Here is a 25563-nt window from a genome sequence, read left to right as displayed (position 1 = left end):
TTAACTAAGTTGAATTTGATCAATACTTGGGTGAGTTTATGGGGTAGTGATGGGAAAATACATTGCTCAAAAATGCTTCTAGGATAAGAAAAGTCAGCGTTTAGTGAGATTGCGCCGATTTTTTAACCGAATGATGCAAAATATCGAATATAGTAAGTGTTTCTCATCGCTACGCTGAGTAGAATGAACCTCATAGGTAAGGTGCAAGCGAACGCTCGCCATCGTCCCACGGAATAACAATAGGTAGGCCAAGATGTCTTTTGAAGTACTAGAAAAACTAGAAGCGAAAATTCAAACTGCAGTTGACACAATCACTCTTCTTCAGATGGAAGTAGAAGAGCTGAAAGAAGACAAAGTGAAATTAGAAGCTGAAGCTAACGAAATGCGTTCTCAACGTGAAGAGCTTGAGCAAAAATCTCAGCAAGCTCAACAAGAGCACGCTCAGTGGCAAGAGCGCATTCGTGCACTACTTGGCAAGATGGACGAAGTGGAATAATCCACTTAAGTATCCAGAATCAAAAACACCCGCTTCGGCGGGTGTTTGCGTATTTGGCTAGTAGCCGTAAATGGCGTTAGGTTAGTTTAACCTTTCCTCATCTTCTTCCTCTTCATCCTTATCCAACTCGAGGTCGATATTGAGCGGTTCTGGAGAAAGAATGATGCCAGTGCTATCTGCATAGATGTAATCTTCCGGTAGGAAGCTAACACCGCCAAAGTTTACTGGAACATCGATTTCACCAACGCCTTGATTAGCAGCACCAACAGGAATAGAGGCGAGCGCTTGAATGCCAAGGTTCATGTCTTCTAGTTCATCCACTTCGCGGACGCAACCGTAAACGACAATGCCTTCCCATTCATTTTCTTCTGCAAGGGTTGCGATTTCTGCATCGATTAAGGCTCTGCGTAGGGACCCACCGCCGTCGATCAACAATACTCGCCCGATTCCGTCTTGTTCTAGTGTTTCGCGGATCAGTGCGTTGTCTTCAAAGCACTTAACCGTCGTCACTTGCCCGGCAAACGACGCGCGGCCGCCAAAGTTACTGAACATCGGTTCAACTACATCTACCTGATCAAGATAGATATCACAGAGTGCTGAGGTATTGTATTCCATAGCGTACCTTTCTAAACAGAAACTGTTGTCTTTGAGTATATCTAGGCATTAAGTCAATGCAATGACAATCCCTTTTTAACTCATCAGAGTTTGAGCTACCACAACTGTTGCAAATAAAACGTTAGTAACGAGCGAGCACTTCACAACAACGGGCATCATTGGGGCAATTTGTGCGGGTTTTTCGGTATCCCAAACCGCTTTGCCATGATTCGCTACTACGTAGATGCTTAGCAGGAAGGGTAAGCTGAGCCAAACCGGCTTGTCTTGAATAAGTAAATAAGCCGCAAAGGCGAGTAGGGCGCCACCGAGTAAGATGAAGTGGTATTGCTTTGCTTTACGTTGACCAAGTCGAACTGCCATCGTGCGTTTACCACATTCGCTGTCGTTCTCAATGTCACGCATGTTGTTGATGTTCAGCACTGCTACGGCTAACAAACCGCAGCCTAATGCTGGTAAGAACAATGTCGCATCCACATGACCGGTATGCAGGAAGTAGGTACCGGATACGCCAAGTAAACCAAAGAAGATGAAGACAGACAGGTCGCCTAGGCCGACGTAGCCGTAAGGCTTACTACCCATTGTGTAAGCAATCGCCGCGATAATGGCAAGAATGCCTAGGCCGATAAAAGTAATGATGCTTTCAAAAGAACTCAGTGCGTAAAACACCAGAGTTAAGCCAGCAATTGCGGTCAGAATGATATTAAAGATGATCGCCATTTTCATCTGAGCGGCAGTGACGGCGCCAGACTGCATCGCGCGCTGAGGTCCCAAGCGGTTGTCATTATCTGTACCTTGGACTGCATCGCCATAATCATTGGCAAGGTTAGATAGTATTTGCAGTAACGTAGCTGTGACGAAAGCCATGATGGCAATGGTCAGAGAAAAGTGTCCCGCTGAATAGGCGAGTACGCTACCGGTCAAAATTGATACCAGTGCAAGCGGTAATGTTTTAGGACGCGCGGCTTCAAGCCAGATCTTTAGAGATTGTTTCATGGATATTTCGTGCTAGTAACCAATGTGCCCAGTATAAGCACAAAGCGACAGATACGCTATTGACCTAAAGCAAGTCAATTAAGAGTCAAAGGGTTACAAGTAAGGAACACAGTTTTCATATTTGAGGGAATAAAGCGGGGCTCTTTTAAAAACAGAATGGTGTAGTGCGCGCTGCTATTAGATCCTCAGTCTCGCCAAAGCTCGCTAGGATGACGAACTTTTTTGGTTTAGAGCTTGCTAAAGTAACCGTTATTCGAAACGAAAAAGCCCAGAAGCATAGTTCTGGGCTTTGGTCTCTATACTGGGCTTATTACAGAATGAAGCGGCTTAGATCTTCATCTTCAATCGTGTCGCCTAGGCGGTTTTTCACGTAAGCCGCATCAATGACGAACTTCTCACCCGCTTTTTCAGTCGCGTCGTAAGAAATCTCATCCATCAAACGCTCCATCACGGTATGCAGACGACGAGCACCGATGTTCTCAGTAGTTTCGTTCACGGTCCATGCCGCTTCTGCGATTTGAGTGATGCCGTCTTCAGTGAATTCTACATCCACGCTTTCTGTTTTCATTAGCGCAACGTATTGTTCAGTCAGAGATGCTTTTGGCTCAGTAAGGATACGTTTGAAATCGTTACTGGTTAGTGCTTCTAGCTCTACACGAATAGGCAGACGACCTTGCAGTTCTGGAATCAAGTCAGAAGGCTTCGCTACTTGGAATGCACCAGATGCCACAAATAGGATGTGGTCTGTTTTCACCATGCCGTGCTTCGTTGATACGGTGCTACCTTCGATTAACGGTAATAGGTCACGCTGAACACCTTCACGAGATACGTCAGGGCCAGAGCTTTCGCCGCGCTTACAAATCTTGTCGATTTCGTCGATGAACACGATACCGTTGTTCTCGACGTTGAAAATCGCAGACTCTTTCAGCTCTTCTTGGTTTACCAGCTTCGCTGCTTCCTCTTCTGCCAACGCTTTCATTGCGTCTTTGATTTTCAGTTTGCGTTTCTTCTTCGTGTCGCCAGCAAGGTTTTGGAACATACCTTGTAGCTGGTTGGTCATTTCTTCCATACCAGGAGGTGCCATGATCTCCACACCCATTTGCGGTGCTGCTACGTCGATGTCGATTTCTTTGTCATCTAACTGGCCTTCACGCAGTTTTTTACGGAAGACTTGGCGGGTGTTCGATGTGTCTTCTTTCTGCTCTGATTGACCCCAAGCATCACGTGCTGGTGGCAATAGGGCATCTAGAACGCGCTCTTCTGCTTGCTCTTCAGCGCGGAATTTTACTTTTTCCATCGCTTGCTGGTGTGTCATCTTCACTGCAACATCGGTAAGATCGCGGATGATGGTTTCGACTTCTTTACCAACATAACCCACTTCGGTGAATTTGGTTGCTTCGACTTTGATGAATGGTGCATTAGCCAGTTTGGCAAGACGGCGAGCAATCTCCGTTTTACCTACACCAGTAGGACCAATCATTAGGATATTTTTGGGAGTCACTTCTACACGCAAGCTTTCTTCAAGCTGCATGCGACGCCAGCGGTTACGTAGGGCAATCGCAACCGAACGTTTTGCTTTCTCTTGACCAATGATGTGGCGGTTCAGTTCATGAACGATTTCGCGAGGAGTCATTTCAGACATATTCTTTCCTTACTTCGTTACGATTACGCTTAAGCCGTTGGCTTAGGAAGCTCCACTGTAGATTCTAGTTCTTCTACAGTGTGATTATGGTTGGTGAATACACAGATGTCGCCAGCGATGTTCAGTGCTTTCTCTGCAATTTCGCGTGCGTCTAGGTCTGTGTTTTCTAATAGTGCGGTTGCTGCTGCTTGTGCGTATGCGCCACCGGAGCCAATGGCAATCAGGTCGTTCTCTGGCTGAACTACGTCACCGTTACCTGTGATGATAAGTGAAGCCGTTTCATCCGCTACAGCTAGCAGCGCTTCTAGTTTGCGAAGTGCACGGTCGCTACGCCAGTCTTTTGCAAGTTCCACTGCTGCCTTAGTTAGGTGGCCTTGGTGCATTTGCAGTTTGCTTTCGAAGCGTTCGAATAGGGTGAAGGCATCCGCGGTACCGCCAGCAAAACCGGCAAGTACTTGGTTGTTGTATAGGCGGCGAACTTTACGCGCATTGCCTTTCATTACGGTATTGCCTAGCGACACTTGGCCATCACCCGCGATGACGACTTTATTGTTTCGACGTACAGATACAATGGTAGTCACAGTCGACCTCTTAATTATTTCTCTTTGGACTTAATTAAGTATATGGGGTAAGTGAGTGGGGGATTCAAGGGGGCGAAAAGAAAGGCCCTAGGATCTTAGCTCCTAGGGCCAGTGTTTAAAGGTTCTCTTTCCAAATCGCACAAGGCTCGATCTTCGCACGTTGCAATTTGTGGCGATCTTTCTCTGCTTCACGTTTGAACTTGTATGGGCCAAGTACAACACGGTACCAAGAGCTGCCGTCTTTTTTGATTACTCGGCTTGTCATGCCTTGGAAGGCGATCGCTAACTTACGCTCTTCTGCTTGGCTTTGGTTCTTGTAAGCGCCGCATTGCATAACGTAAGGGACTTTGGATACCTGAATTTCTTTGGCGACGACTTCGACTTCACGTTTTGGAAGCGTATCGACGTATTCCCACTTCTCTTCCGGTGGAGGTGGAATGTCTTTCTTCGGCTTTGGCTTGCTGGTGGTATTTGTTGTTGGTGTTTCAACAACCACTGTTTTTTCCGGCTCAGGATCTGAACTTAATAAATACAGCCCATAGCCAAAACCGCCCACGAGCAAAATTGCCAGTAGACCACTACGCCAAGGTTTTTTTCTTGAAGGTTGTTTTTTTGCAGACTTTTTCGGAGCGCCGCGTCCGCGTCTTACATAATCTCTATTTGCCACGGTTACTTCAGGTCATCAAGGATTCTGGCAAATATGTTAATCCAGATTGAAAAGATAAAACACCCTATTCGTGTAATCTTGTTAGTTATGTGCAGGAAAGTAGAGAATAATAAGCGACGCTAAATGCGTCGCTTGGGGAGTCTTGCATTGCTTATCGTAATGGTGGGGGCGCAGCACTACCTCGCACGACAAGCTTAGTGTCGAGCAGTCGAGAGCCAGCATGTACATCATGGCCTTTCAGTAGCTCTAGCATCATCAGCATCGCTTGGCGACCAATCTCGTAACGAGGTTGAGAAATGGTGGTCAGTGGTGGATCGCAGTATTGCGCGAACTGAATGTCATCAAAGCCGACAATAGACAAATCTTGAGGGATACGCAGACCAAGACGCTTTGCTTCTTGAATGGCTCCAATCGCCATGGTGTCACAGTGACAGAAGAGTGCCGTTGGGGGCTCTGGTAATTCAAGCAGTTTGCGAACGGCTTGTACGCCACCTTCAAAGGAGAAGTCTGCAATCACACTGTATTGTGGTTCTTTATTGATGCCTGCGCGACGCAACGCTTGTTGATAACCTTGCTGACGGAATTGGCAAAGTACTGCAGTGTCCGGGCCAGAGATTTGCGCGATGCGTTTATGACCAAGTTGCGTTAGGTAGTTCACCGCTTCAAACGCTGAAGTCAGGTTATCGATATGAACAGTTGGTAACTCCAACTCTGGGGCAAACTCACAGGCCATCACCATAGGTGGTAGGTTCTTTTGCTCAGGCTTGCTGACGTCAAAGGGTAAGTCTGTACCCAACAGCAACATACCGTCGGCTTGTTTGGTGAAGACCAAGTTTACAAATGAGCTCTCACGTTTCTTTTGTTGACCGCTATCGCCAAGCAGAACCAGATAGCCATGTTCCATCGCTGCATCTTCGATACCGCGAATGATCTCTGAGAAGTACGGATCGCAAATATCCGGAACGATAGTGACAATGGTTTTTGATTCATTTCTTCGTAAGTTACGAGCTAATGAATTTGGTGAATAACCAGCTTCTAGTACGGCATCTTCCACTCTCTTTCTTGTTGAAGAAGAGACTTTTTCTGGATTCATTAATGCTCGTGACACTGTCGCAGTAGATACCCCTGCAAGCTGGGCAACATCCTTCATTGTCGCCATAGTTTTTACCCTCTTAAAATATTCGCCAAGGTGACGTTTGTCATTGTTCTAATTGAAGCCTATGTGACTGATCCACTTTAGACTTTACTAATTTGAATAGTCTATTCATTTCTAAAGGTAAAGTTACGGTCTGTTTAACAAAAATTGCAATCCTATTGTGATTTTACTCACATTAAAAGGCAATTCATTACATGGTTAAACGTTTGCTAGCTGAGATCTTGTGGCTCTATGTCTAAATTCCAGCGAACTTTCTTGGCATTTGGCAACAACTCAATAGCAGGTTTGGCACTGGTTAATAACTTTTGCATCAATGAGCGATGCTGAGTTTGCAAAAGTAACTGCCAGCGATACTTACCTGCACGTTTAGCAAGTGGTGAAGGCGTTGGCCCTAGCACCATGCAGGAATCATCGAATAGCGGATGTGATTCAAGAGTAAAACGCACCTGACGAAGGAAACCCTCGACAATTTCACTTTGGTTCGCTTCGGCTTTAAACAGCGTTAAAAAGCTATATGGTGGCAGTTGAGCTAATTTGCGTTCTTCCAATGCTGTCATAGCAAAGTGTCGGTAGTCTTTATGTAGAAGGGCTTGCAACAAGCTGTGCTCGGGGTGGTGAGTTTGAAGTATCACTTCACCAGGCTTGCTAGCTCGGCCAGCTCGGCCTGCAACCTGAATAAATAGCTGAGCCAGTCTTTCAGAAGCACGGAAATCACTACTATAAAGAGAGCCATCGACATCTAATAGTGCAACAAGGGTGACGTTAGGGAAGTGGTGACCTTTCGCCAACATCTGCGTTCCAATCAGAATTTGGTATTCGCCTTTGCGAATTGACTCAAGCGCATCTTCTAAACTGCCTTTGCGGCGCGTGCTGTCTCTATCTATACGAATAGCTTTGTATTCAGGGAAAAGATCGGCCAGTTGCAACTCAAGTTGTTCGGTTCCCACGCCAACTGTCACAAGCTGGGTCGAACCACAGCCCTGACATTGATGAATTACAGGTTGTTGTGAGCCGCAATGATGGCAGCGAATCTCGTTACTGTATTGATGGAAGGTATAGTACGCATCGCAACGTTTACATTCCGCAATCCAACCACACTCATGACACATGAGTGCAGGCGAGAAGCCACGACGGTTCAAGAACAACATCACTTGGTTGCCTGCTTTTAGGTGCTTGCGCATTTCAGCAATTAGAGGAGCCGATAAGCCGCTGTCCAAATACAGCCCTTTGACATCGAGGACTTTATTTGTGGTCGGAACCGCTGAACCAGCACGTTGTGTCAGGGTCAGGTGATGATATTTCCCCGTAAGTGCGTTGTGCAGCGTTTCCAAAGCAGGGGTTGCAGAACCAAGCACAATAGGTACTTGCTCTTTATGGGCGCGCATCACGGCGACATCACGAGCGTGGTAACGCAGACTGTCTTGTTGCTTGTAAGATGCATCGTGCTCTTCATCGACGATAATAATACCGAGATCGGCAAAAGGTGTGAGCAGGGCCGAGCGGGTTCCAATAATGATGCCGGCGGCTTTGTCTCTTGCAGAAAGCCACGCATTGAGCCGCTCGGTATCATTCAATCCAGAATGAATCACATCAACAGGAACATTAAAACGGTGTTTAAAGCGGTTAATGGTTTGTGGTGTTAGACCAATCTCAGGTACGAGAACGAGTGCCTGCTTGCCTTTCTCGAGTACAGGTTTGATCAGGTTCAGGTAAACTTCAGTCTTACCAGATCCCGTTACCCCTTCTAATAAATAGCAAGCAAACCCGGTTTGGCTATTCACACTGGCAATCGCAAGCGCCTGTTCATGATTAACCTTGGGCTTTTCAACATCGCGCTCAACGTGATTACCCCATTTGGTGATAGTCGGCTTTTTCTCTATGCGCTCAACCCAGCCTTTTTCTTCCAAGGTCTTTAGCACTGTTGAGGGAATTTCTTGGTCGATGAACTCTTGATGCGGAACTGCGCCATCAACCAACATCTGCAATGCGCGCTGTTGTTTAACCGCTCTTCCCAAGCCTTGCATTAATTTATTTTTACCTGATTCGGTGATCTGCCATTCTTGCAGGGTTGCGAAGTCCGCTGGTTTCCCTTTACGTAGCGCAGCCGGCATTGCATTGTGTAAGGTATCGCCGAGAGGGTATTGATAAAAGTAACTGCACCACGTGAGCAAGGAATATAAATTCTCTGGCCATAGCGGTTGAGCATCTAATACGGCTTTGATTGGCTTAAGTTGCTCTTTAGGAAAGTCAGAATGGTTCACCATCGCTGTGACTACACCAACAAGGGTCTGTCGGCCAAAAGGAACAGATACTCTTCCCCCAATGAGCGGAAAGAGATGCCCAGGAATGACGTAATCGAACTGTTTGTCGAGTGGGACCGGCAGTGCCACTCTAGCGATGGATGGGCGCATAGAATCTTAACTATATAAAAGAGGGAAGAAGAGGGTATAGTCTATTAAAACCCTCGGCGAAATTCGAGTAAACCTCAAATAAGGCGGCAGAAAGCCTTCAGTACATACGTACTGGTGAAAAAAGTGGCGAAAAAGTTGCCAAATGTGTTGATCCCAGCAAAGTGATTCATTACTATACTGCGCCTTGAGATATGGCTTCGGCAATTGGCCGATGCGGTACTCATTTCCATTATTAATTACGTGTGGTGTGCGGCTTAGACTCGTATAGCGACACGGCCTACTATTGAGGTTATCCCATGAAAGCTGGTATCCACCCAGAATACAAAGCAGTAACTGCTACTTGTTCTTGCGGCAACTCTTTTGAGTTCAAATCTACTCTAGCGAAGGAATCTATCCACCTAGACGTATGTGACAAGTGTCACCCATTCTACACTGGTAAGCAACGTATCGTTGATACAGGCGGCCGTGTTGATCGCTTCAACAAGCGTTTCGGTGCACTATCAAGCAAGAAGTAATAGCCAGCGCTATTATCATTCCTGTTTAAAAAAGGACGCTACGGCGTCCTTTTTTGTTTATGGCGAAAGCAAAAACTGAAGGATAAATCGAGCGGTTAAAGTTTGTTCGATTATTTTTCACTCAGGTCTTGCATCCTAAAGTGTGATCTGTATAATGCGTCGCACTGGTTAAGCCAGTTGTGAACCAATGAGCAATGAGGAGCGAGTAAATCTTCGGATTTACGAGGTAATGTAGACTCAGCTTATGTTCGCGGTTAATACAATTAGCTATCTTTTCTTCGGAAAAACTATCCCCAGACGTGACTCTGGTATGTAGGGGTAGTTAATCGAAAATTAACTGACAATGTGTCCTAATCTTGGACGCTACGGTTTCACATAAATCAATCGGCATTCTCTCGTCTTAACGAGTTTGAGTGGCGATATTGTTTGTGTAATTTTTAATATTGGAGCTCTGTCTCATGCAGAACCAACGTATCCGTATCCGCCTAAAAGCATTCGATTACAAACTAATCGACGCTTCTACAGCGGAAATCGTTGAAACAGCTAAGCGCACTGGCGCACAGGTTCGTGGTCCAATCCCACTGCCAACTCGTAAAGAGCGTTTCACAGTTCTTATCTCTCCACACGTTAACAAGAAAGCACGTGACCAGTACGAAATTCGTACTCACAAGCGTCTAATCGACATCGTTGAGCCAACAGACAAAACTGTTGATGCTCTAATGCGTCTAGACCTTGCTGCGGGCGTTGACGTTCAAATTAGCCTAGGTTAAGGGAGATTAGAAGAATGATTGGTCTAATCGGTCGTAAAGTGGGCATGACCCGCGTATTTACTGAAGACGGCGTTTCTATCCCAGTAACAGTTGTTGAAGTTGAAGCAAACCGTGTTTCTCAAGTTAAAACTCTTGAGACAGACGGCTACGCAGCAATTCAGGTAACTGCTGGTTCTAAGAAAGCTAACCGTGTAAACAAAGCTGAAGCAGGTCACTTTGCTAAAGCTGGCGTTGAAGCTGGTCGCGGTCTTTGGGAATTCCGTTTGGAAAACGGTGAAGAGTTCGCAGTTGGCGCTGAGCTAACAGTTGAACTATTCAACGAAACTAAGAAAGTAGACGTTACTGGTACATCTAAAGGTAAGGGCTTCCAAGGCGCTGTTAAGCGTTGGAACTTCCGTACTCAAGATATGACTCACGGTAACTCATTGTCTCACCGTGCACCGGGTTCAATTGGCCAATGTCAAACTCCAGGTCGCGTATTTAAAGGCAAGAAAATGGCAGGTCACATGGGTGCTGAGCGTGTAACGACTCAAAACCTAGAGATCGTACGTGTTGACGCTGAGCGCAATCTGCTTCTTATTAAAGGTGCAGTACCAGGCTCAACAGGTGGCAACGTGATCGTTAAACCAGCTGTTAAAGCATAACGTCTCAGGAGTAAGTAATGGAACTAATGGTTAAAGGTGCTGATGCACTAACTGTTTCCGAAACTACTTTCGGACGTGAGTTTAACGAAGCTCTTGTACACCAAGTAGTTGTTGCGTTTGCAGCAGGTGCTCGTCAAGGTACTCGTGCTCAAAAAACACGTTCAGAAGTTTCTGGCGGTGGCGCTAAGCCATGGCGTCAAAAAGGTACTGGCCGTGCGCGTGCTGGTACAATCCGTAGCCCAATCTGGCGTACAGGTGGTGTTACTTTTGCTGCGAAACCACAAGATCACAGCCAAAAAGTAAACAAAAAAATGTACCGCGGTGCTATGAAGAGCATTCTTTCTGAGCTAGTTCGTCAAGAGCGTCTAATCGTTGTTGATAACTTCTCAGTTGAAGCGCCAAAGACTAAAGAGCTAGTTGCTAAGCTTAAAGAGCTTGAGCTAACTGACGCTCTAATCGTGACTAGCGAAGTAGATGAGAATCTATTCCTAGCGGCTCGTAACCTATACAAAGTTGACGCACGTGATGTTGCTGGTATCGATCCAGTTTCACTAATCGCGTTCGACAAAGTTGTAATGACTGCTGACGCAGTTAAACAAGTTGAGGAGATGCTAGCATGATCACTGAAGAGCGTATCCTAAAAGTTCTACGTGCTCCGCACATCTCTGAAAAAGCAACTATGGCAGCTGAGAAAGCGAACACTATCGTTTTCAAAGTAGCTAAAGATGCAACTAAAAAAGAGATCAAAGCAGCTGTAGAAAAGCTTTTTGAAGTTGAAGTTAAGTCTGTAAATACTCTTATCACTAAGGGTAAGACCAAACGTCAAGGTCTACGCCAAGGTCGCCGCAGCGACGTTAAGAAAGCGTACGTTACTTTGAAAGAAGGTCAAGATCTTGACTTTGTTGGCGGCGCGGAATAACAGGAGTAGTTAAGAATGGCTATTGTTAAATGTAAGCCGACTTCCCCTGGTCGTCGTCACGTTGTTAAAGTTGTTAACGCTGACCTACACAAGGGCAAGCCATACGCACCTCTTCTAGAGAAAAACTCTAAGAACGGTGGTCGTAACAACAACGGTCGTATCACAGTACGTCACATCGGCGGTGGTCACAAGCACCACTACCGTGTAGTTGACTTCAAACGTACTAAAGATGGCATCCCAGCGAAAGTTGAGCGTCTAGAATACGATCCAAACCGTAGCGCAAACATTGCTCTAGTTCTTTACAAAGACGGTGAGCGTCGCTACATCCTAGCACCTAAAGGTGTTAACGCGGGTGATGTTATCCAATCTGGTGTTGATGCACCGATTAAAGCTGGTAACACTCTTCCAATGCGTAACATCCCAGTAGGTTCAACTGTACACAACGTTGAACTAAAACCTGGTAAAGGTGGTCAGCTAGCTCGTTCGGCTGGTGCTTACGCTCAAATCGTTGCTCGCGACGGTGCGTACGTAACTATCCGTCTACGTTCTGGCGAAATGCGCAAAGTTCTTTCTGAAGGCCGTGCAACAATCGGTGAAGTTGGTAACTCTGAGCACATGCTACGTGAACTTGGTAAAGCTGGTGCTTCACGCTGGCGCGGCGTACGTCCAACCGTACGTGGTGTAGTAATGAACCCGGTTGATCACCCACACGGTGGTGGTGAAGGTCGTACTTCTGGTGGCCGTCATCCAGTATCTCCTTGGGGTATGCCAACTAAAGGCTTCAAGACTCGTAAGAACAAACGCACTGACAAGTACATCGTACGTCGTCGTAACAAGTAATCTATATAAAGAGGAATCGCCATGCCACGTTCTCTCAAGAAAGGTCCTTTTATTGACCTACACTTGCTGAAGAAGGTAGAGAAAGCGGTGGAAAGCGGAGACAAAAAGCCTATTAAGACTTGGTCCCGTCGTTCAATGATCATCCCTACGATGATCGGTTTGACCATCGCTGTCCATAATGGTCGTCAGCACGTACCAGTATTTGTAACTGAAGAAATGATCGGTCACAAACTGGGTGAATTCGCACCAACACGTACTTACCGCGGTCACGCTGCGGATAAGAAAGCTAAGAAGCGTTAAGGAGTAAATGATGGAAGCTATTGCTAAACATAACTTTGCTCGCATTTCGCCTCAGAAAGCTCGCTTAGTTGCGGATCTAATTCGTGGTAAATCTGTTGACCAAGCTCTAGAAATCCTAACTTTCAGCAACAAAAAAGCTGCTGTTCTAGTTAAGAAAGTTCTAGAGTCTGCTATCGCTAACGCGGAGCACAACGAAGGTGCAGATATTGACGATCTGAATGTCGCAAAAATCTTTGTAGATGAAGGCCCAACCATGAAGCGTATTATGCCTCGTGCTAAAGGTCGTGCGGATCGTATCTTGAAGCGTTCAAGCCACATCACTGTTGTTGTAGCAGATCGCTAGAGACTAGGAGAGTAAGCAATGGGTCAAAAAGTACATCCTAATGGTATTCGTCTTGGCATCGTTAAGCCTTGGAATGCTACATGGTTTGCTAACACCAAAGATTTCGCTGACAACCTAGACGGCGACTTCAAGGTACGTCAGTTCCTTACTAAGGAACTACAAAAAGCATCTCTTTCACGCATCGTTATCGAGCGCCCTGCTAAGAGCATCCGTGTGACTATTCACACTGCTCGTCCAGGCGTTGTAATCGGTAAGAAAGGTGAAGACGTTGAGAAACTACGCACAGCTGTAGCAAAAATTGCAGGTGTACCAGCGCAAATTAATATCGCTGAAGTACGTAAACCTGAACTTGATGCACAACTTGTTGGCGATAGCATCGCGTCTCAACTAGAGCGTCGTGTTATGTTCCGTCGTGCTATGAAGCGCGCGGTACAAAACGCAATGCGTCTAGGTGCTAAAGGCATCAAAGTGGAAGTAAGCGGTCGTCTAGGCGGCGCTGAAATCGCACGTTCTGAGTGGTACCGTGAAGGTCGTGTGCCTCTACACACTCTACGTGCAGACATTGATTACGCAACTTCTTCGGCTCACACTCAATACGGTGTGATCGGCATTAAAACTTGGATCTTCAAAGGTGAGATTCTAGGTGGTATGCCAGCAGCTAACGCTGTAGAGCCTAAAGGCGATAAGCCTAAGAAGCAGCGTAAAGGCCGTAAGTAAGGAGTCGACAGATGCTACAACCTAAACGTACTAAGTTCCGTAAGGTTCAGACAGGTCGTAACCGTGGTCTAGCTAAAGGTACTGATGTAAGCTTCGGCGAATTCGGTCTTAAAGCTGTTGGCCGTGGTCGTCTAACTGCTCGTCAAATCGAAGCGGCACGTCGTGCAATGACACGTCACGTTAAGCGTCAAGGTAAAATCTGGATCCGTGTGTTCCCAGACAAACCAATCACAGAAAAACCACTTGAAGTTCGTCAAGGTAAGGGTAAAGGTAACGTTGAGTACTGGGTAGCCCAAATCCAACCTGGTAAGGTTATGTACGAAATGGGTGGTGTACCTGAAGAATTGGCGCGTGAAGCGTTCCGCCTAGCGGCTCGTAAACTGCCATTCAAAACTACATTTGTAACTAAGCAGGTGATGTGATGAAAGCACAAGATCTACGCGAGAAAAGCGTTGAAGAGCTTAACGCTGAGCTATTGAATTTGCTACGCGAACAGTTCAACTTGCGCATGCAAGCTGCAACTGGTCAGCTACAGCAAACTCATACTCTGAAAGCTGTACGCCGTGATATCGCACGTGTGAAAACTGTTTTGACTGAGAAGGCAGGCGCATAATGAGCGAAGTAAAACGTACTCAACAAGGTCGTGTAGTTAGCGACAAGATGGACAAGTCTATCGTTGTTGCTATCGAACGCATGGTGAAACACCCAATTTACGGTAAATACGTAAAGCGTACGACTAAAGTACACGCACATGACGAAAACAACACTTGTGGCCTAGGCGACAAAGTTGAAATCGCAGAGTGTCGTCCACTGTCTAAGACTAAGTCTTGGACATTGGTAAAAGTCCTAGAAAAGGCGAAGATGTAATCTTCACTATTCTATAGGTAGGAAAGCGGCTCCAAAAAATTTTTGGGGCCGTTTATTTTTTGACTACCCAATCACAAAAAAGGGTGGTACAATCCGCGTCTCTTTTAAGAGGCAGCCCGACCCGTGATGGGTCTAGTTATTAATATTTAGCGGAGCACTAACATGATCCAAATGCAAAGTATGCTGGACGCAGCTGATAACTCAGGCGCACGCAGCGTAATGTGTATTAAGGTTCTGGGTGGCTCACACCGCCGTTATGCACATATCGGTGACGTCATCAAAGTTACTGTTAAGGAAGCAATTCCTCGCGGTAAAGTAAAGAAAGGTGACGTTATGAAGGCGGTTGTAGTGCGCACCCGTAAAGGCGTACGTCGTCCTGACGGTTCTGTCATTCGCTTCGACCGAAATGCTTGCGTACTGTTGAATAACACTACTGAGCAACCAATCGGTACACGTATCTTTGGTCCTGTGACACGCGAACTTCGTGGCGATAAGTTCATGAAGATCGTTTCACTGGCTCCAGAAGTTCTGTAAGGAGCACGTAGAAATGGCAGCTAAAATCCGTCGTAATGACGAAGTAATCGTTCTTGCTGGTAAAGACAAAGGCAAGAAAGGTAAAGTAACTAAGGTCCTAGCAACTGGTAAAGTTATCGTTGAAGGTATCAACCTTGTTAAGAAACACCAGAAACCTGTTCCTGCACTAGGTATCCAAGGCGGTATCGTAGAGCAAGAAGCAGCTATCGATGTTTCTAACGTGGCGATCTTTAACGCAGCTACTGGTAAAGCTGACCGTATCGGTTTCCGTTTTGAAGATGGTAAGAAAGTTCGTTTCTTTAAATCTAACAACGAAATCGTTTCTAACTAATAGAAGTAATTTGGAGTTCTACTATGGCGAAACTGCATGATTACTACAAGTCGTCTGTAGTCGCTGAACTGACCAAACAGTTTAGCTACACAAGCGTCATGCAAGTCCCTAGAATCGAGAAAATCACCCTAAACATGGGTGTTGGTGAAGCAATCAACGATAAGAAACTGCTAGAAAACGCAGCTGCTGATATGGCAACGATCTCTGGTCAAAAGCCACTTATCACTAAAGCTCGTAAATCTGTTGCAGGTTTCAAAATCCGTGAAGGCTACCCTATCGGTTGTAAAGTAACCTTGCGTGGCGAACGTATGTGGGAATTTTTAGAGCGTTTAATCTCTATCGCACTTCCACGTGTACGTGACTTCCGTGGTGTTAGCGCTAAGTCTTTTGACGGTCGCGGTAACTACAGCATGGGCGTTCGCGAGCAAATCATCTTCCCGGAAATCGACTTTGATAAAGTTGATCGAGTACGCGGTCTAGACATCACTATTACGACGTCTGCTGGTACTGATGAGGAAGGCCGTGCTCTGCTGGCTGCCTTTAACTTCCCATTCCGTAAGTAAGGTGAAGGGTTACTGTTATGGCTAAAAATTCAATGAAAGCACGTGAAGCAAAACGTGCGAAGCTAGTAGCTAAGTTCGCTGAAAAGCGTGCAGCGCTAAAAGCTATCATCAGCGATGTAAACGCATCTGAAGAAGATCGTTGGAATGCGGTTCTTACACTGCAATCTCTTCCACGTGATTCAAGTGCATCACGTCAGCGCAACCGTTGTAACCAAACTGGTCGTCCACACGGTTACCTACGTAAGTTCGGTCTAAGCCGTATTAAGGTTCGTGAAGCTTGCATGAAAGGCGAGATTCCGGGTCTTCGTAAGGCTAGCTGGTAATTGCCACTTAATCATTTGGAGTAAATCATATGAGCATGCAAGATCCGATTTCGGATATGCTGACCCGCGTTCGTAACGGTCAGGCAGCAAACAAAGTTGCTGTTAAAATGCCTTCTTCAAAGCTTAAAGTTGCAATTGCTGCACTACTAAAAGCTGAAGGTTACATCGTTGACTTCGCTGTTGAAGGCGAAGCAAAACCTGAGCTAGAAGTTACACTTAAGTACTTCCAAGCAAAACCAGTAATCGAGCAACTTAAACGTGTTTCTCGTCCAGGTCTACGTGTTTACAAGAAGAAAGATCAACTTCCTTCTGTAATGGGTGGTCTTGGTATTGCTATCGTTTCAACTTCCAAGGGTCTTATGTCAGACCGCGCTGCACGTAAAGCAGGTCTTGGTGGTGAAATCATCTGCTACGTAGCTTAATAGGAGTAGAATATGTCTCGTGTTGCTAAGGCACCTGTCGCTATTCCAGCTGGCGTAGAGGTGAAACTAAACGGCCAAGAAATCACTGTAAAAGGTGCGAAGGGCGAACTAACACGCGTTGTTAACAATGCAGTTGTTGTTGCTCAGGAAGAAAACAACCTAACTTTCGGTCCTAAAGAAGGTTTTGCTAACGCATGGGCACAAGCTGGTACAGCTCGCGCTCTAGTTAACAACATGGTTGTTGGTGTTACTGAAGGCTTTACTAAGAAGCTAACTCTTAAAGGTGTTGGTTACCGTGCTGCTATTAAAGGCAACGCTGTAGGTCTAACACTAGGCTTCTCTCACCCAGTTGAGCACGAGTTGCCAGCGGGTATTAAAGCTGAATGTCCAAGCCAAACTGAAATCATCATTACTGGTTGTGATAAGCAACTAGTTGGTCAAGTTGCGGCTGACATTCGTTCTTACCGTCAACCTGAGCCTTACAAAGGTAAAGGTGTTCGTTACGCAGATGAAAATGTGCGTACTAAAGAAGCTAAGAAGAAGTAAGGTAACACTATGGATAAGAAAGCATCTCGCATCCGTCGTGCTACACGCGCACGTCGTAAGATTGCAGAACTGGGTGCGACTCGCCTAGTTGTACACCGTACTCCTCGTCACGTGTACGCACAGGTTATCGCGGCTAATGGCTCTGAGGTTATCGCAGCAGCTTCTACTGTAGAAAAAGCGATCCGTGAGCAAGTGAAATACACTGGTAACGTTGATGCAGCTAAAGCAGTAGGTAAAGCTGTTGCTGAGCGCGCTCTTGAAAAAGGCGTAACTGCAGTTGCATTTGATCGTTCTGGTTTCCAATACCACGGTCGAGTAGCGGCGCTAGCAGAATCTGCTCGCGAAGCTGGTCTGAAATTCTAAGGTAGGGTTGGAAGATGGCTAAAGAACAACAAGTTCAAGCGAATGATTTGCAAGAAAAATTAATCGCAGTTAACCGTGTTTCTAAAACGGTTAAAGGCGGTCGAATCATGAGCTTCACTGCACTAACAGTAGTTGGTGACGGTAACGGTCGTGTAGGTTTCGGTTACGGCAAAGCTCGTGAAGTACCTGCAGCGATTCAAAAAGCAATGGAAAAAGCGCGTCGTAACATGACTACTATCGCGCTAAACGAAGGCACTCTTCACCACCCAGTGAAAGGTCGCCATTCGGGCTCTAAAGTTTACATGCAGCCTGCTGCTGAAGGTACTGGTGTTATCGCAGGTGGTGCGATGCGTGCAGTACTAGAAGTTGCTGGTGTACACAACGTACTATCTAAAGCATACGGTTCTACGAACCCTATCAACATCGTTCGTGCAACGATCGATGCACTAGGTAGCATGAAGTCGCCAGAAATGGTTGCTGCTAAACGTGGTCTAACTGTTGAAGCTATTTCGGAGTAAGAACACCATGGCAACTATTAAAGTAACTCAAACTAAAAGCTCAATTGGTCGCCTGCCAAAGCACAAAGCTACTTTGCGCGGTCTAGGCCTTCGTAAAATCAACCACACAGTAGAACTTGAAGATACTCCGTGCGTGCGCGGTATGATCAACAAGGTTTACTACATGGTTAAAGTTGAGGAGTAATCAGAAATGCGTTTGAATACTCTATCACCGGCTGCTGGCTCGAAAACTTCTCCGAAGCGTGTAGGTCGTGGTATCGGTTCTGGCCTAGGTAAAACTGGTGGCCGTGGTCACAAAGGTCAAAAGTCACGTTCTGGCGGCTCTGTTCGTCCAGGTTTTGAAGGCGGTCAAATGCCTCTAAAACAACGTCTACCTAAATTCGGTTTCACTTCTCGCAAGAGCCTAGTGTCTGCTGAAGTTCGTCTAGCTGAGCTAGCGAAAGTAACAGGTGACGTAGTTGATCTTAACAGCCTAAAAGCTGCTAACGTTATCACTAAGAACATCGAGTTTGTTAAAGTTGTTCTTTCTGGTGACCTAAGCAAAGCTGTGACTGTTAAAGGTCTACGCGTGACTAAAGGCGCTAAAGCTGCAATCGAAGCTGCAGGCGGTAAAATCGAGGAATAATCTCGAGGAACGAGGTACAGATGGCTAAGAAACCAGGACAAGATTTTCGTAGTGCTCAGAGCGGCTTAAGTGAACTAAAGTCGCGCTTGTTATTCGTAATTGGTGCACTTTTAGTATTCCGAGCCGGCTCATTTGTGCCGATTCCTGGTATTGACGCTGCTGTACTTGCCGATTTGTTCGAACAGCAAAAAGGTACCATCGTAGAAATGTTTAACATGTTCTCCGGTGGTGCACTTGAGCGTGCATCTATATTAGCATTGGGCATCATGCCGTATATTTCGGCATCTATTGTTGTCCAATTGCTAACTGTAGTTCATCCAGCGTTAGCGGAACTCAAGAAAGAGGGTGAAGCAGGCCGTCGTAAGATCAGCCAATATACACGCTACGGCACGCTTGTACTTGCAACATTCCAAGCTATTGGTATTGCAACTGGCTTACCAAACATGGTCGACAATCTGGTTGTAATGAACCAAACCATGTTTACGCTAATTGCTACCGTAAGTTTAGTAACCGGTACCATGTTCCTAATGTGGTTAGGTGAACAAATTACAGAGCGAGGAATCGGTAATGGTATTTCCATTCTGATTTTTGCAGGTATTGTTGCTGGATTGCCTTCTGCAATCGGTCAAACAATCGAGCAAGCGCGTCAAGGTGAATTGCATGTACTTCTTCTACTGTTAATCGCGGTATTAGCTTTCGCAGTAATTTACTTCGTTGTTTTCATGGAACGTGGTCAACGCCGAATCGTCGTTAACTACGCTAAGCGTCAACAAGGTCGTAAAGTATTTGCTGCACAGAGCTCGCATCTGCCACTTAAAATTAATATGGCAGGTGTTATTCCAGCGATTTTCGCATCAAGCATTATCCTGTTCCCAGGAACACTGGCTCAGTGGTTTGGTCAGAACGGTGAGAGCAGCGCGTTCGGTTGGTTAACTGACGTGTCTTTGGCTCTTAGCCCAGGTCAGCCTCTGTATGTAATGCTTTATGCAGCAGCGATTATCTTCTTCTGTTTCTTTTACACGGCGTTGGTTTTCAACCCGCGTGAAACAGCGGATAACTTGAAGAAGTCCGGTGCATTCGTACCCGGTATCCGCCCAGGTGAGCAGACAGCGAAGTACATCGATAAAGTAATGACACGTTTAACCCTAGCGGGCGCACTGTACATTACCTTTATCTGTCTGATTCCCGAGTTCATGATGGTCGCGTGGAACGTACGTTTCTACTTCGGCGGTACATCACTACTTATCGTAGTCGTTGTTATCATGGACTTTATGGCACAGGTACAGACTCATCTGATGTCTCAACAGTATGATTCTGTGTTGAAGAAAGCGAATCTGAAAGGCTACGGTCGTTAATAGCGACGGTAGACTCAGTTTCAATTACGGAGTTTAGCAATGAAAGTTCGTGCTTCCGTTAAAAAAATCTGCCGTAACTGTAAAGTAATCAAGCGTAACGGTGTCGTTCGCGTGATTTGCAGTGAGCCAAAGCACAAACAGCGCCAAGGCTAATTAGCAGAAATTTTTACTTGAAAACGAAGGTTAGGTCGAGTATATTCCTCGGCCTACCTTTTGCGTGCAAAAGAAGTAGTATCCCGCAGCGTATCCATAACGGGCTTTGCTGCGGCTAATTCTTTTATAGAACCACTTAGGAGTGAATAATGGCCCGTATAGCAGGCATTAACATTCCTGATCAGAAACACGCTGTAATCGCTCTAACAGCGATCTACGGCATCGGTAAAACTCGCTCTCAAGCTATCCTAGCTGAAGTGGGTATTGCTGAAGATGTTAAGATCAGTGAACTAACTGAAGATCAGATCGATCAACTGCGTGATGGTGTAGCTAAGTACACTGTAGAAGGTGATCTACGTCGTGAAGTATCTATGAACATCAAGCGTCTTATGGACCTTGGCTGTTACCGTGGTCTTCGTCATCGTCGCAGTCTACCACTACGTGGACAGCGTACTAAAACCAACGCTCGCACCCGTAAGGGTCCGCGTAAGCCGATCAAGAAATAATCGGGAAGGTAGAGTACAATGGCTAAACAACCAACTCGCGCTCGTAAGCGCGTACGCAAGCAAGTTGCAGATGGCGTTGCGCACATCCATGCTTCTTTCAATAACACAATCGTAACCATTACTGACCGTCAAGGTAACGCTCTAGCTTGGGCTACTGCAGGTGGTTCTGGTTTCCGCGGTTCTCGTAAGTCTACTCCGTTCGCTGCACAGGTTGCTGCTGAGCGTTGTGCTGAAATGGCTAAAGAATACGGTCTAAAGAACTTGGAAGTTATGGTTAAGGGTCCTGGTCCAGGTCGTGAATCTACTGTTCGCGCTCTGAACGCTGCTGGTTTCCGCATCACAAACATCGTTGATGCTACACCAATCCCTCATAACGGTTGTCGTCCACCTAAGAAACGTCGTGTATAACGTTTTTTAGATTACTGGAGAAAGATCATGGCAAGATATTTGGGTCCTAAGCTGAAGCTTAGCCGTCGTGAAGGCACTGACTTATTCCTTAAGTCTGGTGTTCGCGCGATCGATACCAAGTGTAAAATTGATAACGCACCAGGTGTACACGGCGCTCGTCGCGGTCGTCTATCTGAGTATGGCGTTCAGCTTCGTGAGAAGCAAAAAGTTCGTCGTATGTACGGCGTTCTAGAAAAACAATTCCGTAACTACTACAAAGAAGCTGCACGCCTTAAAGGCAACACAGGTGAGAACCTGCTTCAGCTTCTTGAAGGTCGTCTTGATAACGTAGTTTACCGCATGGGCTTTGGCGCAACTCGCGCAGAAGCACGTCAGCTAGTTAGCCACAAAGCTATCCTAGTTAACGGTAAAGTTGTAAACGTTCCTTCTTTCAAAGTAGCGGCTAATGACGTTGTTTCTATTCGCGAGAAAGCTAAACAGCAAGCTCGTATTAAAGCGGCTCTAGAAGTTGCTGAACAACGTGAAAAACCAACTTGGATTGAAGTAGATGGTGGCAAGATGGAAGGTACATTCAAGCGTATGCCTGAGCGTTCTGATCTATCAGCTGACATCAACGAACAATTGATCGTCGAGCTTTACTCTAAGTAAGGTTTAAACTAAAGAGAGGACACAATGCAGGGTTCTGTAACAGAATTTCTTAAGCCACGTCTAGTTGACATCGAACAAATCAGCTCGACTCACGCAAAAGTAACTCTTGAGCCATTAGAGCGTGGCTTTGGTCATACTCTGGGTAATGCACTTCGCCGTATCCTTCTATCTTCTATGCCAGGTTGTGCTGTGACAGAAGTAGAAATCGAAGGCGTACTTCATGAGTACAGCACTAAAGAAGGCGTACAAGAAGATATTCTTGAAATCCTTCTAAACCTTAAAGGTTTGGCTGTACGCGTTGCCGAAGGCAAAGATGAAGTGTTCATTACTTTGAACAAATCAGGCTCGGGCCCTGTGGTTGCAGGTGACATCACCCATGATGGTGATGTAGAGATCGCTAACCCTGAACACGTTATTTGTCACCTAACGGATGACAATGCTGAAATCGCAATGCGTATTAAAGTAGAACGTGGTCGTGGTTATGTTCCAGCTTCTGCGCGTATCCATAACGAAGAAGACGAGCGTCCAATCGGTCGCCTACTAGTAGATGCTACTTACAGCCCTGTAGACAAAATTGCCTACGCTGTAGAAGCAGCTCGTGTAGAACAGCGCACTGATTTAGACAAGCTAGTTATCGATATGGAAACAAACGGTACTCTAGAACCTGAGGAAGCAATCCGTCGTGCAGCTACTATCCTAGCTGAACAATTGGATGCGTTCGTAGATCTTCGTGATGTACGTGTACCTGAGGAGAAGGAAGAGAAGCCAGAATTCGATCCGATCCTACTGCGTCCTGTAGACGATCTTGAACTAACAGTTCGCTCTGCTAACTGTCTGAAAGCAGAAGCGATTCACTACATCGGTGATCTAGTACAACGTACTGAGGTTGAGCTACTTAAAACGCCTAACCTTGGTAAAAAATCTCTTACTGAGATTAAAGACGTACTTGCGTCACGTGGTCTGTCTCTGGGCATGCGCCTAGAAAACTGGCCACCTGCATCAATCGCTGAAGATTAATCGATACTAGTTAGAAGGATTAGGTCATGCGCCATCGTAAGAGTGGTCGTCAACTCAACCGCAACAGCTCACATCGTAAAGCGATGTTTAGCAACATGGCTAGCTCTCTAGTACGTCATGAAGTTATCAAGACTACTTTGCCAAAAGCAAAAGAGCTACGTCGCGTAGTTGAGCCTTTGATTACACTAGCTAAGACTGACAGTGTTGCTAACCGTCGTCTAGCATTTGCACGTACTCGTGATAACGAAGTAGTTGCAAAACTGTTTAACGAACTAGGTCCACGTTTTGCTGCTCGTCAGGGCGGTTACACTCGTATCCTAAAAGCTGGCTTCCGTGCTGGTGATAAAGCTCCAATGGCTTACATTGAGCTTGTAGATCGCCCAGCTGCTGAAGAAGCTGCTGAGTAATCTCAGTTCGTAAGAACAAAAAAAGCCGAGCAATAGCTCGGCTTTTTTGTGTCTGAAATTTGTTTCCTAGAGATAATCGAGTATCGAAATTTTCTCTTTACCTTTAGCGGACTCACTCCCTTATCTCACATTTAAAATCACTACTGCTGGTTTTAAGTTTCCTGATTTTACGTTTTTTAGCTTTCCGCTCCCCAAAGTCCACTAAGGGAATTTAGCAACCCCTCACTTGCACCTTGGTCGCCTAAGTATCCTAAAATGACTGGAGCAAACTGGCTGATCATCGATGGGTCTAAGCCTAGTTTGTCGAAAGTGCTTTGGACAGCGCCTAAGTTTTCAATGCTCCCAAGTAGACTTTGAGCCCCTTGTAAATTTTCCATTCCCGGAATGAGCGATTGAAGCTCACTGCTATTCTGATCCGATAATTGGCCTTGCGCTAGAGCTAACAGTGCACCTGTGCCGCCGGCAGCTTGCTCAGTCGAGACGGGAAGTTGGCTCGTCAATAAATCCGTCAGCGGTGAAGATTCCACACCCATTCCCTCACTGACCATATCCATCAAACCACTTTGGGTATCTTTATCGGTAACGGCATCGAGAAAAGCGTGGGCAGTGCCAATGCTCATTGAGAGCAAGGTTAAGGTGAGAAGAGTTTTACGCATAATACCTCCGTGTGGCTTGCGATTATTATTGTTGTTTCTTAGCCCAAGCATTTAGAGGTTACTTGGGAGACTACTCAAGATCGTTGAGCTCAAGTCTGTTTATTCTAGACAAAAAAAGCGGCGCTAGTGAGCGCCGCTTCGAATTTGTTATTGAGAGAGGTCTCAATTATAGGATGTCTAGTAGTTCTACTTCGAATACTAGAGCTGCAAATGGAGGGATTGCAGCACCTGCGCCACGCTCACCATATGCAAGGTCTTGTGGGATGTATAGTTTCCACTTAGAACCAACAGGCATTAGTTGAAGTGCTTCAACCCAGCCTTTGATTACGCCAGTTACTGGGAACTCAGCTGGTTGGCCACGAGAAACAGAGCTGTCGAATACAGTACCGTCAGTTAACTCACCGTGGTAGTGAACGCGAACTTGAGCTGCAGCTGCTGGGATTTCACCAGTACCTTCAGTGATGATTTCGTACTGAAGACCAGATTCAAGAACGTTTACTTCCGGACGTAGAGCGTTGTCTTTTAGGAAAGCTTCGCCGTCAGCTGCTGCTGCTTTTGCTGCTTCTTGACGAACGGCTTCTGCGCGAGTGTGAAGCTCTTGCAGTGCGTTGTTGATTTCGTCAATTTCGATTGATGGCATGTCGCCAGTTAGTGCTGTAGCGATACCTGCTGCGATAGCGTCAACGCTTAGACCTTCTAGACCAGAACCAGCAAGTTGCTGACCCATTTGCAGACCAATACCGTAACTTGCTTTCTGCTCTGCAGTTTCAAATTTAATTTCAGACATGAATGTCGCTCTTATTAGGAGTGATAAAGGTAACAGGATAGCAGTTTCGCGCTTAGGTTTAAATGATTGCGCATCAATGTGTCGATGTGAGGTTTAGGGTGTGACTTATCTCTTACTCCAAGTGAAATTTCTGCTAATTTACGCCAAATTACATTTTACTTTGGCGAAAAACATATACTCTCCGCGCTGGTATTTTTATACTGACACTAGAAGTATTAAGGGACTCATCAGAATGAATCGTCGCAGAAAGAAAAAGCAGCAAGTCGACCAAGTCGAGTTGATGAAGCAGAAATTCGCTGCTATCGACTGGAAGCAGCCTTTCAATAAAGAAAAGTGGCAAGAGCGAATGCAACCTGTCACCGAATTTTGGCATCGTCTTCCAAAGCTACATCAGCGAGCTTTAATGGTATTGGTACCTGTGGTGCTGGTACTTCTGATTATTCCAGTACCTAAAGATACTGAGCAGCTGATCGAGCCCCAAGCTGAGAAAGAGACTCAACGTGTGGCGATTCAACTTAACGCGCAAAGCTTGAGTGAGCAACGCTCTGCACAAAACGCAGAGCAAAAATCGGAACAGTGGAAAGAATACACGGTGAAAAATGGTGATACTCTTGCTCAAGTGTTCCGTAGTAATCAGCTTTCGATGGGCGATTTGAATGCCTTGGTAAAAATTGAAGGCAGCGACAAGCCGCTAAGTCGAATCAAGCAAGGACAATTAGTCCGCTTTAAGCTCGCCGATGATGGTAAGCTAGACATGCTGCAACTAGAAAAAAGTGGTGAGTCGGTGATGTTTTTCCGTTTATCTGATGGCACATTCGGTCGCAATAAGTAACGTTAAAGAAGAACTCCTAGAAGGCGCGATGATTCGCGCCTTTTTTGTTTCTAACTACTCGTTGCTTGTTCTCTGCCATTTACTATCCTTTTG

At 45.9% G+C, this 25563-nt stretch carries 39 protein-coding genes and 1 pseudogene; 31 read left to right on the top strand and 9 right to left on the bottom strand.

All coding sequences use genetic code 11. From position 1 onward, the window contains the following. The first annotated feature begins 253 nt into the window (after positions 1–253). A complete protein-coding gene (gene zapB, locus VJL_RS07300; protein ID WP_038864886.1) occupies positions 254–496 on the top strand; it encodes a cell division protein ZapB in 243 nt (80 codons plus the stop codon). A gap of 81 nt (positions 497–577) precedes the next feature. On the opposite strand, the gene rraA is transcribed toward zapB, so the two are convergent. From rraA to priA, 7 genes and pseudogenes are all read right to left on the bottom strand, one after another. Next, positions 578–1111: a ribonuclease E activity regulator RraA gene (rraA, locus tag VJL_RS07295; protein ID WP_038876827.1), complete on the bottom strand. Its 534-nt coding sequence runs from the start codon at positions 1109–1111 to the stop codon at positions 578–580. A 75-nt stretch (positions 1112–1186) separates the two neighbouring features. Then, a complete protein-coding gene (locus VJL_RS07290; protein WP_038876825.1) occupies positions 1187–2104 on the bottom strand; it encodes a 1,4-dihydroxy-2-naphthoate polyprenyltransferase in 918 nt (305 codons plus the stop codon). Positions 2105–2414: 310 nt separating this feature from the next. Further along, positions 2415–3746 (bottom strand): ATP-dependent protease ATPase subunit HslU, encoded by a 1332-nt coding sequence (hslU, locus tag VJL_RS07285; protein WP_038876823.1) that lies wholly within the window; start codon positions 3744–3746, stop codon positions 2415–2417. Positions 3747–3775: 29 nt separating this feature from the next. Further along, positions 3776–4327, bottom strand: a complete 552-nt coding sequence (gene hslV, locus VJL_RS07280) for an ATP-dependent protease subunit HslV (protein WP_038864894.1) — start codon at positions 4325–4327, stop codon at positions 3776–3778. Positions 4328–4442: 115 nt separating this feature from the next. Continuing rightward, complete coding sequence (locus tag VJL_RS07275) at positions 4443–4994, bottom strand: SPOR domain-containing protein (protein WP_038864896.1); 552 nt, start codon at positions 4992–4994, stop codon at positions 4443–4445. Positions 4995–5145: 151 nt separating this feature from the next. Then, positions 5146–6156, bottom strand: a pseudogene (gene cytR, locus VJL_RS07270) (DNA-binding transcriptional regulator CytR); the annotation flags it as partial. A gap of 203 nt (positions 6157–6359) precedes the next feature. Beyond that, the gene (gene priA / locus VJL_RS07265) at positions 6360–8561 is read right to left on the bottom strand and encodes a primosomal protein N' (RefSeq protein WP_038876820.1); all 2202 of its coding nucleotides are present in this window, start codon (positions 8559–8561) and stop codon (positions 6360–6362) included. A 296-nt stretch (positions 8562–8857) separates the two neighbouring features. Between priA and rpmE the strand changes: the two genes are divergently transcribed. The 29 genes from rpmE to rplQ all read left to right on the top strand — a co-directional run bounded on the left by rpmE (position 8858) and on the right by rplQ (position 23195). Beyond that, positions 8858–9076, top strand: coding sequence for a 50S ribosomal protein L31 (rpmE, locus tag VJL_RS07260; RefSeq protein ID WP_010445294.1), 219 nt, complete (start codon positions 8858–8860; stop codon positions 9074–9076). Between the two features lie 458 nt (positions 9077–9534). Beyond that, complete coding sequence (rpsJ, locus tag VJL_RS07255; protein WP_004410492.1) at positions 9535–9846, top strand: 30S ribosomal protein S10; 312 nt, start codon at positions 9535–9537, stop codon at positions 9844–9846. Between the two features lie 14 nt (positions 9847–9860). Continuing rightward, a complete protein-coding gene (rplC, locus tag VJL_RS07250) occupies positions 9861–10490 on the top strand; it encodes a 50S ribosomal protein L3 (protein ID WP_005435072.1) in 630 nt (209 codons plus the stop codon). Positions 10491–10507: 17 nt separating this feature from the next. Beyond that, the gene (gene rplD / locus VJL_RS07245; RefSeq protein ID WP_006878388.1) at positions 10508–11110 is read left to right on the top strand and encodes a 50S ribosomal protein L4; all 603 of its coding nucleotides are present in this window, start codon (positions 10508–10510) and stop codon (positions 11108–11110) included. Further along, complete coding sequence (gene rplW / locus VJL_RS07240) at positions 11107–11409, top strand: 50S ribosomal protein L23 (protein WP_004398471.1); 303 nt, start codon at positions 11107–11109, stop codon at positions 11407–11409. Before rplD ends, rplW begins: the two co-directional genes overlap by 4 nt. 15 nt (positions 11410–11424) lie before the next feature. Next, positions 11425–12249 carry a 50S ribosomal protein L2 gene (gene rplB, locus VJL_RS07235; protein ID WP_005435076.1) on the top strand — a complete coding sequence of 275 codons (825 nt, stop codon included), beginning with the start codon at positions 11425–11427 and terminating at the stop codon, positions 12247–12249. 21 nt (positions 12250–12270) lie between these two features. Then, complete coding sequence (rpsS, locus tag VJL_RS07230) at positions 12271–12549, top strand: 30S ribosomal protein S19 (protein ID WP_005435078.1); 279 nt, start codon at positions 12271–12273, stop codon at positions 12547–12549. 10 nt (positions 12550–12559) lie between these two features. Then, positions 12560–12892, top strand: a complete 333-nt coding sequence (gene rplV, locus VJL_RS07225) for a 50S ribosomal protein L22 (RefSeq protein ID WP_005528535.1) — start codon at positions 12560–12562, stop codon at positions 12890–12892. An 18-nt stretch (positions 12893–12910) separates the two neighbouring features. Continuing rightward, a complete protein-coding gene (gene rpsC, locus VJL_RS07220) occupies positions 12911–13609 on the top strand; it encodes a 30S ribosomal protein S3 (RefSeq protein WP_038864899.1) in 699 nt (232 codons plus the stop codon). Positions 13610–13620: 11 nt separating this feature from the next. Continuing rightward, the gene (rplP, locus tag VJL_RS07215) at positions 13621–14031 is read left to right on the top strand and encodes a 50S ribosomal protein L16 (protein WP_005379577.1); all 411 of its coding nucleotides are present in this window, start codon (positions 13621–13623) and stop codon (positions 14029–14031) included. Beyond that, complete coding sequence (rpmC, locus tag VJL_RS07210; RefSeq protein ID WP_004410456.1) at positions 14031–14222, top strand: 50S ribosomal protein L29; 192 nt, start codon at positions 14031–14033, stop codon at positions 14220–14222. Before rplP ends, rpmC begins: the two co-directional genes overlap by 1 nt. After that, a complete protein-coding gene (rpsQ, locus tag VJL_RS07205; protein ID WP_038864900.1) occupies positions 14222–14476 on the top strand; it encodes a 30S ribosomal protein S17 in 255 nt (84 codons plus the stop codon). The genes rpmC and rpsQ overlap by 1 nt, the downstream gene beginning before the upstream one ends. A 162-nt stretch (positions 14477–14638) precedes the next feature. Continuing rightward, positions 14639–15010: a 50S ribosomal protein L14 gene (gene rplN / locus VJL_RS07200; protein ID WP_005489425.1), complete on the top strand. Its 372-nt coding sequence runs from the start codon at positions 14639–14641 to the stop codon at positions 15008–15010. Between the two features lie 13 nt (positions 15011–15023). Beyond that, a complete protein-coding gene (gene rplX / locus VJL_RS07195; protein ID WP_005435084.1) occupies positions 15024–15341 on the top strand; it encodes a 50S ribosomal protein L24 in 318 nt (105 codons plus the stop codon). Between the two features lie 23 nt (positions 15342–15364). Then, the gene (rplE, locus tag VJL_RS07190) at positions 15365–15904 is read left to right on the top strand and encodes a 50S ribosomal protein L5 (protein WP_005528536.1); all 540 of its coding nucleotides are present in this window, start codon (positions 15365–15367) and stop codon (positions 15902–15904) included. A gap of 17 nt (positions 15905–15921) precedes the next feature. Then, the gene (gene rpsN, locus VJL_RS07185) at positions 15922–16227 is read left to right on the top strand and encodes a 30S ribosomal protein S14 (protein WP_004410442.1); all 306 of its coding nucleotides are present in this window, start codon (positions 15922–15924) and stop codon (positions 16225–16227) included. A gap of 29 nt (positions 16228–16256) precedes the next feature. Beyond that, complete coding sequence (gene rpsH, locus VJL_RS07180) at positions 16257–16649, top strand: 30S ribosomal protein S8 (protein WP_005450567.1); 393 nt, start codon at positions 16257–16259, stop codon at positions 16647–16649. A gap of 12 nt (positions 16650–16661) precedes the next feature. Then, positions 16662–17195, top strand: coding sequence for a 50S ribosomal protein L6 (gene rplF / locus VJL_RS07175; protein ID WP_038864901.1), 534 nt, complete (start codon positions 16662–16664; stop codon positions 17193–17195). 9 nt (positions 17196–17204) lie between these two features. After that, positions 17205–17558: a 50S ribosomal protein L18 gene (gene rplR / locus VJL_RS07170; RefSeq protein ID WP_005435088.1), complete on the top strand. Its 354-nt coding sequence runs from the start codon at positions 17205–17207 to the stop codon at positions 17556–17558. Between the two features lie 14 nt (positions 17559–17572). Further along, on the top strand, positions 17573–18076 hold the full coding sequence (rpsE, locus tag VJL_RS07165) for a 30S ribosomal protein S5 (RefSeq protein WP_005435090.1): 504 nt from the start codon (positions 17573–17575) through the stop codon (positions 18074–18076). A gap of 7 nt (positions 18077–18083) precedes the next feature. Then, a complete protein-coding gene (gene rpmD, locus VJL_RS07160) occupies positions 18084–18260 on the top strand; it encodes a 50S ribosomal protein L30 (RefSeq protein ID WP_000201159.1) in 177 nt (58 codons plus the stop codon). Between the two features lie 6 nt (positions 18261–18266). Further along, positions 18267–18701 (top strand): 50S ribosomal protein L15, encoded by a 435-nt coding sequence (gene rplO, locus VJL_RS07155; protein WP_038876817.1) that lies wholly within the window; start codon positions 18267–18269, stop codon positions 18699–18701. Positions 18702–18721: 20 nt separating this feature from the next. Next, a complete protein-coding gene (gene secY / locus VJL_RS07150; protein WP_005435093.1) occupies positions 18722–20056 on the top strand; it encodes a preprotein translocase subunit SecY in 1335 nt (444 codons plus the stop codon). 39 nt (positions 20057–20095) lie between these two features. Beyond that, positions 20096–20209 (top strand): 50S ribosomal protein L36, encoded by a 114-nt coding sequence (gene rpmJ, locus VJL_RS07145; RefSeq protein ID WP_000868186.1) that lies wholly within the window; start codon positions 20096–20098, stop codon positions 20207–20209. Between the two features lie 149 nt (positions 20210–20358). Continuing rightward, positions 20359–20715: a 30S ribosomal protein S13 gene (gene rpsM / locus VJL_RS07140; protein WP_038864904.1), complete on the top strand. Its 357-nt coding sequence runs from the start codon at positions 20359–20361 to the stop codon at positions 20713–20715. An 18-nt stretch (positions 20716–20733) separates the two neighbouring features. After that, entirely contained in the window at positions 20734–21123 is a 390-nt protein-coding gene (gene rpsK / locus VJL_RS07135) for a 30S ribosomal protein S11 (protein ID WP_001118870.1), read from the top strand. A 27-nt stretch (positions 21124–21150) separates the two neighbouring features. Then, positions 21151–21771, top strand: a complete 621-nt coding sequence (rpsD, locus tag VJL_RS07130; RefSeq protein ID WP_005383146.1) for a 30S ribosomal protein S4 — start codon at positions 21151–21153, stop codon at positions 21769–21771. 24 nt (positions 21772–21795) lie between these two features. Next, the gene (locus VJL_RS07125; protein WP_005383143.1) at positions 21796–22788 is read left to right on the top strand and encodes a DNA-directed RNA polymerase subunit alpha; all 993 of its coding nucleotides are present in this window, start codon (positions 21796–21798) and stop codon (positions 22786–22788) included. Positions 22789–22814: 26 nt separating this feature from the next. Continuing rightward, positions 22815–23195, top strand: a complete 381-nt coding sequence (gene rplQ / locus VJL_RS07120; protein WP_005383141.1) for a 50S ribosomal protein L17 — start codon at positions 22815–22817, stop codon at positions 23193–23195. A gap of 176 nt (positions 23196–23371) precedes the next feature. On the opposite strand, the gene VJL_RS07115 is transcribed toward rplQ, so the two are convergent. Beyond that, on the bottom strand, positions 23372–23851 hold the full coding sequence (locus tag VJL_RS07115) for a DUF2780 domain-containing protein (protein ID WP_038864906.1): 480 nt from the start codon (positions 23849–23851) through the stop codon (positions 23372–23374). Between the two features lie 166 nt (positions 23852–24017). Further along, positions 24018–24638 carry a BamJ family beta-barrel-assembly machinery protein gene (bamJ, locus tag VJL_RS07110; protein ID WP_038876815.1) on the bottom strand — a complete coding sequence of 207 codons (621 nt, stop codon included), beginning with the start codon at positions 24636–24638 and terminating at the stop codon, positions 24018–24020. A gap of 232 nt (positions 24639–24870) precedes the next feature. Here bamJ and VJL_RS07105 point away from each other — a divergent pair, with 232 nt between their 5' ends. Further along, positions 24871–25470: a LysM-like peptidoglycan-binding domain-containing protein gene (locus tag VJL_RS07105; protein ID WP_038864910.1), complete on the top strand. Its 600-nt coding sequence runs from the start codon at positions 24871–24873 to the stop codon at positions 25468–25470. Positions 25471–25563 lie beyond the last annotated feature (93 nt).

Origin of the sequence: Vibrio jasicida CAIM 1864 = LMG 25398 (assembly GCF_000400365.1) — a bacterium.
Lineage (GTDB): Bacteria > Pseudomonadota > Gammaproteobacteria > Enterobacterales > Vibrionaceae > Vibrio > Vibrio jasicida.
This window is presented reverse-complemented; position numbering and strand designations above follow the sequence as displayed.